8 protein-coding genes are annotated in these 11,562 nt (G+C 36.9%); 7 read left to right on the forward strand and 1 reads right to left on the reverse strand.

Going from position 1 to position 11,562, the window contains the following annotated elements; translation table 11 throughout:
* The first annotated feature begins 15 nt into the window (after positions 1–15).
* The 4 genes from GXX20_09670 to GXX20_09685 all read left to right on the forward strand — a co-directional run bounded on the left by GXX20_09670 (position 16) and on the right by GXX20_09685 (position 6,357).
* Positions 16–2,379 carry a hypothetical protein gene (locus GXX20_09670; GenBank protein HHW31922.1) on the forward strand — a complete coding sequence of 788 codons (2,364 nt, stop codon included), beginning with the start codon at positions 16–18 and terminating at the stop codon, positions 2,377–2,379.
* Positions 2,366–3,430 (forward strand): hypothetical protein, encoded by a 1,065-nt coding sequence (locus GXX20_09675; protein HHW31923.1) that lies wholly within the window; start codon positions 2,366–2,368, stop codon positions 3,428–3,430. The genes GXX20_09670 and GXX20_09675 overlap by 14 nt, the downstream gene beginning before the upstream one ends.
* A 76-nt stretch (positions 3,431–3,506) precedes the next feature.
* Positions 3,507–4,022, forward strand: a complete 516-nt coding sequence (locus tag GXX20_09680; protein ID HHW31924.1) for a flavin reductase family protein — start codon at positions 3,507–3,509, stop codon at positions 4,020–4,022.
* A gap of 595 nt (positions 4,023–4,617) precedes the next feature.
* A complete protein-coding gene (locus tag GXX20_09685) occupies positions 4,618–6,357 on the forward strand; it encodes an ABC transporter ATP-binding protein (GenBank protein ID HHW31925.1) in 1,740 nt (579 codons plus the stop codon).
* 26 nt (positions 6,358–6,383) lie between these two features.
* Here GXX20_09685 and GXX20_09690 read toward each other — a convergent pair whose 3' ends face one another.
* Positions 6,384–7,109, reverse strand: coding sequence for a DUF1624 domain-containing protein (locus GXX20_09690; protein HHW31926.1), 726 nt, complete (start codon positions 7,107–7,109; stop codon positions 6,384–6,386).
* 210 nt (positions 7,110–7,319) lie between these two features.
* On the opposite strand from GXX20_09690, the gene GXX20_09695 reads away from it, so the two are divergent.
* From GXX20_09695 to GXX20_09705, 3 genes are all read left to right on the forward strand, one after another.
* Positions 7,320–8,687: an HD domain-containing protein gene (locus tag GXX20_09695; GenBank protein ID HHW31927.1), complete on the forward strand. Its 1,368-nt coding sequence runs from the start codon at positions 7,320–7,322 to the stop codon at positions 8,685–8,687.
* 177 nt (positions 8,688–8,864) lie between these two features.
* A complete protein-coding gene (locus GXX20_09700; GenBank protein HHW31928.1) occupies positions 8,865–11,222 on the forward strand; it encodes an S-layer homology domain-containing protein in 2,358 nt (785 codons plus the stop codon).
* 26 nt (positions 11,223–11,248) lie between these two features.
* Positions 11,249–11,476 (forward strand): hypothetical protein, encoded by a 228-nt coding sequence (locus GXX20_09705; protein HHW31929.1) that lies wholly within the window; start codon positions 11,249–11,251, stop codon positions 11,474–11,476.
* Positions 11,477–11,562: the final 86 nt, after the last annotated feature.

Here is an 11,562-nt window from a genome sequence, read left to right on the forward strand (position 1 = left end):
AAAGGAAGATCGGCATTGGGGGGCAATAAAGGTCAAGTATCGGTATTCTTATGTATAATTTTTATGGCAGTATTTATTGTAGTAGGAGTTTTAGTGGATGCTTCAAGAATTATATCCGGCAAATCCCAGGTAGAGAGATCAGTTGCAAATGCAGCCCGCTCTCTTCTGGCAGATTATAGTACAAGTATAAAAGAGTATTACGGAATTTTTGCCATAGATAATAACAGGGAGAAAGATTTAACCAATGTAGCAAGAGATTATCTTGAAAAAAACCTGGCTATTGGGATTGAAGAACTGCAAAATATTAATTTTTATAACTTCAAGGTAGAGAATATATCTGTAACACCCCTATTCAGCCTGACAGGAGACCAGACGGTAAAAAATCAGATACTTGAATATATGAAATATAGTGCTCCTAAACAAGTGATAGAAAATTTGTGGCATAAGATCTTAATGGTAAAGGAAGCAGGCAAGGTTGCAGATACCTATAACAGGAAACTGAATGTGGAAAAGCTTTCCGCCCAGATAGGAGAGCTGCAGCAAAAACTTAAAGAAAAAATAAGCGGAACTATAGGAAACGGAATTTTTCAGGAATTCTTCATAAATAAATTTAATAAAGATGGAATTAGAAGTTCAGCCATTGAAAGCTATGCAGAAATAACTATCAGGCAAAGTACCCTCTATAGGGAATTGAATGCAGCATATGAACTTATGAGACAGATAGAGGGTAAGCTTCATGAAAATGACAGCAATGAAGAAGCAGGGGGGCTAAAAGAAAAACTGGATATGCTCCTGGGCAGGATTAAAATGATGGAGGATGAGCTGGATATTCTGAAGAATGAAAGAGATTCCATGGAAAAAAGACTTAAGGGTGAGCTGACCGGTAGATATCTGGAAATTAATAAAGAAGCAAGGCAGATAATAGAAGATATCAGAGAGGTTAAAGAAAAGATAGAGGCTGCTATAGCGGATTTTGAGAATTATATGGATAACAGTCCTGCTGATGCCCATTCTCCATATCATAGTGTTCTGGAATCCATCAAAGAAGATGTGGATTATATAAAAGATAATGTACTGAATGGTGAAACAACAGAAGAATTAATTAAGATTATTGAAAATAACATAACTTATCTTGAAAATGCCATGGAAAGACTTAACCGGGCATCCAGCCTGAACTGGCAGGAAATTGACCAGGATTCGGGAAAAGAGTGGATAATCAGTCTGCTTAAAGAAGGATTCGGAGATTATATCAATATTATTGAATATGACTATAAGAAAGCGGGAGAGCCTGTCACAGCACCGGATCCCAGAGAAGGAATGAAAAAGGAAACAGAAGAAATTCTAAAAAAAGACAGAGAGGATGAAGACATAAAGAATGTTAGAATGGAAGAGGCAGGAATTAATATTAGTGAGCTTCCCTCAAAGAATAAATATTATGACGAGGATTTACCGGCCTTTGAGGGCGGACTGGAAGATTTGCCCGGAGAAATAGACATTAACCAAAATGACAGCAGATTTGTCCATAATGTCTTCAATTACATGGGGAACATAGGTAATATTTGCGGGGATTTTGAAGAATTCAGGGATGATCTTTACATTAATGAATATATAATGAAGGTATTTAATAACCAGGTTTCGGTGCAGGGAAAAAATAAAGCGGAAGGCAGTTCCTCTGTAAATAAAAATAGGGACTCTTTTTTCAATAGTGAAGTGGAATATATACTTCATGGAGATTCCTCAGAAAAAATCAATAAAATGAAAACAAAAGCGCAAATACTGCTAATAAGATTTTCCATGAACACCCTGCACGCCTATTCCGACAGCAATAAGAGAGAGCTTGCAAAAGGTATTGCCGCAGCAGTATCGGGATGGTGGACTGCAGGGGCTGGTATACCAATAATATCAAACATGGTTTTGTGCGGCTGGGGCTTAGGGGAGGCCATAATTGATCTTGAAGATTTACTGGAAGGAAAAGCCGTTCCTTTCTATAAACTTAAAGGGGACTGGAAACTTGATCTGGGGCCCAATATCCGGCAAAACCCCAGTAGTAAAGGGAATAACCCAAGTCATGAAAGCGAAAGAGATATTTCAAGCCCTAAGAGTAACCCTGGACTGATGTTTGACTATAATGACTATCTGAGGATATTCCTGATGCTTGTGAATACAGAGAAAAAAATAGGCAGAATTGAAGATTTGATTGAATTAAACGGAAGGAAAGCCAATAGTGCTTTCAGAGCCACCAATTGCAGTACCTGGATAAAAGTAGAAGCAGAGGTTTCACTGAATTATCTTTTTTTAACCTCTGCGTTTATGCCGGGAAGTAAAAAAACCGGGGAAGGTAGGCATATCTTCAGGGTGGTATGGTATGAAGGATATTAGGAACAGTATGGGAGATGCCAGGTTTTACATGAAGGATACCAGAGGGTCTGTAACTTTAGAGGCCGCCATTGCACTTCCGGTTTTTATATGTGTAATTATATCCGTCACATTTCTGATAAGAGTGGTACATATTAATGAATCCATAAATTATGCCTTAAACGGGGCAGCTAATGAATTGGCAGCTTCCAGTTATCTATATCATGTAAGCAGAATTGAGGAACTTGAAAAATTACCTGAAGATGCCATTGAAAATATGGTAGATGGAATGGCGGAAGGAATCCTGGGAAGCACGGATGATCTTCCTGAAGAACTTAAAACCCTTGTAAAAAACATTATAAAAGGGAACTTCGAGGACCTGAAGACAGAAATCTGTATTCCCATTGTAAAATTATATTTCAAGAAGTATTTACCGGACTTCCCTTTGGGAAACCTGGATTTTTCCCATTCCAGTTTTTTTGAAGAAGATACCGGAGATATTGATATAATTGTAAGGTACAATGTTAATATCCCGCTTCCTGTGAAAATTCCCCAGATAATTTTTACTCAGAGGGCTTCTGTGAAAGCATGGCTTGGAGGCGATGAAAAGGAAAATAGCCCTGTGACAGGAGAAATCGATAATATTTGGTCTTTAAGCAATTTTGAAAGAGGAAGGAAAATAAGAGAGATTTTTGGAGCCAATCTTCCATATAATTTTCCAGTGCTATCAAAATTCGAAGGAGGAAAGGCCACAGTAATTAAAAGTATGGATTTAACTGCAGACACTTATAAAACCCCTGAAATGGTGATTAAGAAAATAAGTGAATATATGGATAATCTTGCACAATACAAAGGGCAGGAAATACCCTGGGGAAGCAGCAAGATACTTATCATGGAAAAAGACATAATAATTAGAGAACTGTTGCTGGTAATCCCTTCAAATGAAATATCTCAGGAAATAAAGGAAGCTCTTGATTTTTGCGTAATACAAGGAGTAAATAAAGATGTTATATTAAGAATTGAAAAGTATGGTTATAGTTATAGGTATGATAAGCCTTCTAAAGAAAGTGTATAAGTGATATACTTTACTATAGAGCAATAAATAAAAAATTGCCATAAATATAATGAATGGGAACGGGAGAGGTGATATCATGAGCCAAAAGAACCAATTTTCTATCCTGAAGCCTGAAGAAATCACTGAGAATACTTTCAAACTTATTGGAAAAGACTGGATGTTAATTACAGCTGGGACTTATGATAAATTCAACATGATGACAGCCAGCTGGGGCGGACTGGGAGTATTATGGAGCAAAAATGTTTGTTTTTGCTTTATAAGACCTCAAAGATATACATATGATTTTGTTGAAAAGTCCGACACCTTTACGCTTTCCTTTTTTGGAAATGAATATCGTGAAGCACTGAATATATGTGGAACAAAATCCGGAAGAGAAATAGATAAAGTACAGGCTACCGGTCTTACACCTTTTGAGGATTTGCCCGGAATGATTTCCTTCAGGGAAGCGTCACTTATTGTGGAATGTAAGAAGATTTATTATCAGGACATAAAACCAGAAAACTTTTTGCAGCCGGATATACAGGAATTTTACAAATTAAAGGATTATCACCGTATGTATATTGGTGAAATAATAAGATGCCTGAAGAGATAGCAGATATAAAAATAATAGTAATAAAGGAGGATGGGATGGTAAAATCTCATACTCCTTTATTATATGATGCGCATTTTATGTCCTGCTGTACATTTTATGGGTTATGTGCTACAGATTTGGATTTATATATTATACTGCTACTCCCTGTATCCACATCCAGGTTTTCCGAAAATACCCGGGAAAAATAAGATGATGACAAGGATTATTATGATAACCCAAAAGAAATCGAGTCCAAAGATACCACCAGATCCTCTTTCTTCAGACACACCATTCACCTCCCAAAAGATTTCCCAATTCTATAACTTTACTGAAAAAAGCTATTACATACTATTCGATAACGGGAAGTCTTGTTACTGAAAATTTTAGTTATTCCGGCATATGAACATGCTTACATGATGTATGAAGACAAGGGACACCTCCTCCTGAAATAGAAAACATTCTTATTTACAGGGGAATGTCCCCAATTTTGAGTTCCTGAATAACACATATACCCTAATCTGGCACAATAGGTTATAATATGAAGTGCAAGAAAAAATATAAAATAATGCAATAAGGTAATACCGGAAATTTTAACAAAGGTGGTCAAAATATAATCATGAAGGACGCGATAAGATTACTAAAGTATGCAAAAGCTTATTGGAAACACCTGGCTATTGCCATGGTAGCCCTGTTAGTAATGACAGGTATACAGCTATATGCCCCTATGATTGTCCGTAAAATGATAACCATGATAACTGAGGGAGATCCTGATTTAGGAAGAAAAGCTATAGAACTTGCTGTCAAACTCGGGTTGTTATATATTATTCTGGCTTTCTGTCAATTTTTAAGATCTTACCTTACTCATTATGCTGCCTGGCATTTTGTATCAGATATGAGAGTCAGAATATATAATCATATGCAGAAGTTATCATTACGTTTTTATCACGACAAGCAAACCGGCCAGTTAATGTCCAGGACATCCAATGACACCTCTACACTGGAGAGCCTGATAGCCCACTCAACACCGGATCTTATAGTAAACATACTAATACTGATAGGTGTCACTGTGATTCTGTTTTCTATCAATCCGGTTCTTGCTTTACTAAGCCTTATAACTGTACCCTTTCTTGCAATTGCTGCTTCTTATTTTGCAAAAAGAGTACTTCCGCAGTTTAAGAATTCCCAGCAGGCACTGGCAGAATTCAATGCTACTTTACATGACAACCTGCAGGGTATAAAGGAAATTCAGATATTCAATCAGCAGGAGAGGGAGAAGGAAAGAATACGCAGGAAATCTAATTCTCATGTAAAAACGCTGCTCAGGGTCTTGAAGCTTAGTGCCATATATCACCCATCCATTGAATTTTTCAGCAATATGGGAGTCGTCATTGTAATAGGTTTTGGAGGATATCTGGCTTCTGCGGGTAAAGTACCTCTAAAGGATATAGTAACCTTTATACTTTATCTGAATATGTTCTATCAGCCTATCAGTACTTTAGGAAGGTTGAATGAAGATATGCAAAATGCCCTTGCAGGTGCCAGCAGGATTTTTGAAGTGCTGGATACGGAATCTGATGTTAAAGAGGCTAAAAATCCTGTGGAATTAGGCAGGGTGAAGGGTAGAATAGTTTTTGAAAATGTAAGCTTCAGCTATATTGAGGGGAACAATGTATTAAATAATATCAACCTGGAAATAAACCCGGGAGAATTGGTTGCCCTGGTGGGACCTACAGGAGTTGGAAAGACCACCCTGATAAGCTTGATATGCCGTTTTTATGATCCTACCGAAGGCAGAATTACAATAGACGGTATAGATATGAAAGATGTCAGCCTGAAATCCCTGAGAGATAATACAAGCATTGTGCTGCAGGATGTATTTCTTTTCAACGGAACCATAGCTGAGAACATAGCCTACGGAGCTGAAAATGCAACCAGGGAGGAAATAATAAAAGCAGCTAAACTTGCCCATGCCCATGAATTCATTGATGAATTGGAGAATGGCTATGATACCATTATTGGAGAAAGAGGCATAAGATTATCGGGAGGGCAGAAACAGCGCATTTCAATAGCAAGAGCAATACTAAGAAACACCCCGGTCCTTATTCTGGATGAAGCTACTGCATCTGTAGATACACAAACAGAAAAACTGATTCATGATGCAATTGACAGAGTAACCAAAAACAGAACTACCATAGTAATTGCACACAGGCTATCATCCATACAGAAAGCAGATAAAATAGTTGTGCTCAATGAAGGAGGGATTGAGGAAATAGGAACTCATTTTGAACTTCTGCAGAATAATGGACTTTACAGCAAGCTATATAATATCCAGTTCAAGGGAAGAGAGGTTTGTTAAATAATATACAATATTTTCCCTATTATTCACAAGTAATTGATTAGAGTGAGGATGGCAATAGTTACAGGCTGATGAATTAAATATATAAGTAAAGTGTTTCTTCCCAAAAAGCTGACAGCTCTTACCACCACATTATTATTCGGGTTAAAGGGCAGCAGGCTCTTTTTACTCGAATAGAATACTTTCCCAAAAACTACTCCGTAAATAAAAAGCCCTGACCAGGGGAAAAGAGGATAGTAGTCAGAGGAAGTAAAACTGATACTTGTCAGGCCAAAAGGGAATAAATAATTGTAGGGAACAACCACTTTCTGGGCATAATAACCAAGAATAATTGCCATAGTACATATAATAACCAGAAGGTAATTATTCACAGGCCTTATAAGAGGATATAGGAGCATACATATTCCCAAAAAATGCAGTATGCCGAACTTAATACCGAATTCAGCACCGTATAAATGGGTTGCAACAGTTATTACAAGTGCTATAGCCAGTACCCTCAGGCCTCTTTTTATATTGCTCCTGCTGAGACTTGAGCTTATGCCTGAGATAAATATAAAAAGTATGGCTGAAATTTTACCAATATAATAATTTATACCGGAAGTATAGCTGACAGGATAGTTAAACATTTCGTTCATATCAAAAATGAAATGGAAGTATATCATAAGCAGCAAAGCTATTCCTCTGAAGAAATCCAGCTCCCATATACGTCCGGCTGGGGTACGGCATGGCTGTTCATGGTTATTTACAGACATAAACTGACCTCCTGGTATTGCTTTATAGACATATTTTATACATATTATGTCTCATTGGCAATAGAAGAGTGATAAAGGAGGCAGATGTATGAAACTATGAATGATACATGAAAACAATAATTGAATAAAGAATAAATGAATAAAATAAGAAACAGGTGATAAAGGTTCTATACAATGAAATCTGGCAGGAAAGATAAAGTGAAAGATGAAATGAATAAATTAAAAGATAGGTTGAAAGATGAAATTCTTAAATTTTTGCCATTTCAAGTATGCTCTGTCATTAACAAGCTGGAAGATGCTGGTTATGAAGCCTATCTTGTAGGCGGCTGCACCAGGGATATGATAATGGGCAAAGAACCAAAGGACTGGGATGTTACTACAATTGCAAAACCTGATGAGATAAAGAAGTTGTTTGACAAAACTATTGATACTGGTATTAAGCACGGTACAGTGACTGTTTTGTGGGGAGATACAAAAGTAGAAGTGACAACATACAGGGTAGATGGTGTATATAGCGACAACCGGCGCCCTGCCAGCGTAGGATTTATATCTTCATTGACAGAAGATTTAAGCCGCAGGGATTTCACAATGAATGCAGTGGCGTACAGCCCCCGGAGGGGAATTGTGGATCCTTTTAACGGGGTTCGTGACATTAAAGGAAAAATAATTAAAACAGTAGGGGATCCGGACCAAAGATTCAATGAAGATGCCCTGCGGATGCTGAGAGCAGTGCGGTTCTCAGCTGAGCTGGATTTCAAGGTGGAAGATAATGTGCTGGATTCAATAAGAAAAAACTCTCATCTTATTGAGAAAGTCAGCAGTGAAAGAGTAAGGGAGGAACTTACAAGAATACTTGTGTCAGAACATCCAATACGCTTTATTTTGCTTCGGGACACACACCTTTTACAACATATACTTCCAGAATTTGAAATATGCTTCTACACCATTCAGAACAATCCTTACCATATTTATAATGTGGCAGTACACAGCCTTCATGCCATAGAGAACATTCCTCCTGAAAGTATGCTTAGATGGGTTATGCTTCTACATGATATAGGAAAACCCCTCTCAAAATCGGTGGATGAAAATGGAGTGGACCATTTTTACGGACATTCTGAAAAGAGTCTCCATCTGGCAATGAATATTTTTAACAGATTAAAGTTTCCGAGTGCTTTCATTAAAAGAGCGGGCAAGCTTATAAAGGAGCATGACAGGGTTATAGAAACAACATGTAAAGCTGTCAGAAGAGCAATATCATCTTTAGGTGATGATATTTTTCTGGATCTGCTTAAAGTCAAGGAAGCCGACATTAAGGCTCAAAATCCTGAATTTATGGCAGATAGGCTTACGAAAATTGAAAATATAAAATCTTTATACCGCCAGATCAAAGAGAGGGCAGATTGCTTAAGCATGAAGGATATGGCTATTAATGGAGATTATTTGATAAATCTTGGTATTACAGAAGGCAGAGAAATAGGCAGGATACTAAATGAGCTGTTTGAAATGGTTATAGATAATCCTGAATTAAACCATGTGGATAAACTTAAGGAAATAGTCTTACAGAAATATTTCAAGTAATAGAGTGAATGGAGAAATGTGAGGTAATGCTGCAAAAATCAATAATGATACAATGGAAAATAATATAAAAAAAGTTGTATAATTATGGAACAATTAATATAATATTACGTCATAACATTTGATTAATTATTTATCATGTTATAGACAAATTGAAATGATTTTTTGTGGAGGGGTATTATGAGAATTAAAAGGACTATTTCATTAATTATTCTAATTTCACTTGTATGTACATTTATTTTCAGTAGTTTGGCGCAGGCAGAAGAAGTTATCGTAAGCGATCTTTCTCAAGAAAAGATAAACTTAATGAAAGCTGCAGGAGAATTAATTCCACCCTATGAAGAAATTGATGAAAGCAGTGTAAAAGTAAGCAAGGAAGAAGCCATATCTATTGTAAAATCAGTATTTGGAGAACAAGAAGAAATTGAAATATATAGCATACGCCTTGAGAATCTGGGACAAAAAATGCAAATATACGGTAGCAGCAGGCAATGGTATATTGATTTCCGGCTTAAGAACAAAACAGGAAAAAGTGGCAGTGCAAGCGTTGATGCTGATACAGGAGAAATAGTAAGTTTTAACGTATGGGAGAATAATTACGGACAAAAGAATTATATTGCAAAATTAACCCGTGAGGAAGCTAAAATAAAGGCAGAAGAGTACCTGAAAAATGTTTTCAGTATAGACCCTGAAAACTTAAAGCTTAATGAGGAATACACAAATGATTATTATTACCGTAACGGAATAAAAGAACCTGTTCTGTATAATTTTTGGTACAATGAAAAAATAAATGGAATAGTCATTAATAATTCCAATGTATCCGTCTCCGTTGACGGGACCGATGGTTCTTTAAGGAACTTCTACAGATATAAAGCCAATTTTGATACTTCAAAACTGCCTTCCTCAGAGGGCGTTTTAGATCCTGAAGAGATAATTAAAAAATATATTGATTTAGTAAATATGGATCTCCAGTACATTACGATTTATGAAGACAAACCTTACTATGGAGGTTATGCCCCTCAAGGCAGAACTGTACTTGTCTATGTCCCTGTGGATTATTACAACATGGTTGATGCATTTACCGGAAAAATGATAAATTACGATGGAACTGAATATACCCCTACTTATTTTGATTCTAATCTGACACAATTAGATCCTGATGCGGTGCTGGAAGAAGGAAAGCCTATTACGTCTGAAGAGGCTGCAGCCAAAGCCAAAAAATTTAAGGAAGTTGTAGAAGAACTGCTGGGCATTGAGTTCCAGGATAGTAGCATGTATTATTACTATAATCCTGGATACAGCGATTATGGAGATGTATGGAACGGCAACTGGAATTATAACGATGGAAACCTTAACGTTTATTTAAACATATCTATAAATTGCAAAACAGGACGGGTCAATACCTTAAGTATAGACAAATATTACTACAATTATGAATATGATATGAAAATGAAAGAAGGAGAACAACTTGAAATTGTTGAGAATGTAAATTGGGAGCAGGGAAAGGAAAAGGCAATTGAAGTATTCCAAAAATTACTTCCTGAGCAGTATGGTTTCTATGCCGATCAGAATTTAATAAAGCCTGAAATAAAAGATGAATATTTGAAGACTATGCAGTATTATAATTACAGTTTTATAAGATTAGTGAACGGAGTTAAATATAGAGATAACTCAATGTATATAAGTATTAACAGGGAAACCGGGGAATTGAACAATATTTATTTCAACTGGCAGGATAAAGATTTCCCAACTGCAGAGGATGCTATTTCCCGGGAAAAGGCATTAGAAATATTCACTAATGGCCTTGAAGCGCAACTCTCATATTTTATTCCTGAATCCTATGAATTATATAAAGCGATGGAGGAAGGAAAGGAAGTAGAGATGCCGGCTCCAAGACTCGCATATTTTATAAGGAACAAAGGCAGAAATTATCTGGACATGATTATAGACCCAAAAACAGGTAATTTGATGAACTGGAGCGGTAAAGTATATGAACCTCTGGAAGATATATCCCAAATACCTGACCATCCTGCCAAGAGAAGTGTAGAACTGCTTCTGGCTCAAGGGATTATTAAAGAATTGAAGCCTTTTGACTCAGAGATTACAAGAGGTGAAGTAATTAAATACTTGTCCTTTATTAGAGGTATGAACTATATTGAAATTACTGAGGATACAAAGGCTCCCTTCGAAGATATTGAATTAAATAGTGAATATTACCCCTACATTGAAAATGCTTTAAGATATGGTATTATTGAAGAAACCGGAGGCAGCTTCAATGCTGATGAGAAAATAACAAAAGATGAGTTTGTAAGGATGCTTGTAAATATGCTTGGTTATTCTGAACTGGCAAAGCACAGTGAGGTATTTAACAAGCAGGGGCTGGAGGATATAAGTGATGATATGGTTGGCAGCATAGCCATATGCACAGCTTTTGGAATACTGCCCGCTGCATCCCTAGAAGATTATGACGGCTCATCAACTGTAACTTTTGCCGAAGCAGCCCAATCCCTGTATAATGTCTTATACTATGTAAGATAGAAGCGGAGGGACGGTTCTTCTGCTTCTTGCTTCAGGGAGGTAGAAGCGGAGGGACGGTTCTTGTGCTTCCTCTTGCTTCAGGTAGTGGGAAAAACAAAAGGGAAGCAAGCAGGGTTTTCTCCCCCTGTTTAGCTGATAAAAACAAAAGGGGACATACCTCAACGCAAAAGGAATCTATCTTGCCCGAGAGAGGTGTGTCCCCTTACCAATCAAAAGGAGACCGTTTCAAGTTTTGTGTAAACTCAAAAATCTGAAATAAGATTTTGTTATAGTTACTTAAGGGCAGCGCCGATTTTCATGGTTTCTGCCCTTATCTTCATTATACAGTGAATATTGGGCA

The organism is Clostridiaceae bacterium (genome assembly GCA_012840395.1).
GTDB lineage: Bacteria > Bacillota > Clostridia > Acetivibrionales > DULL01 > DULL01.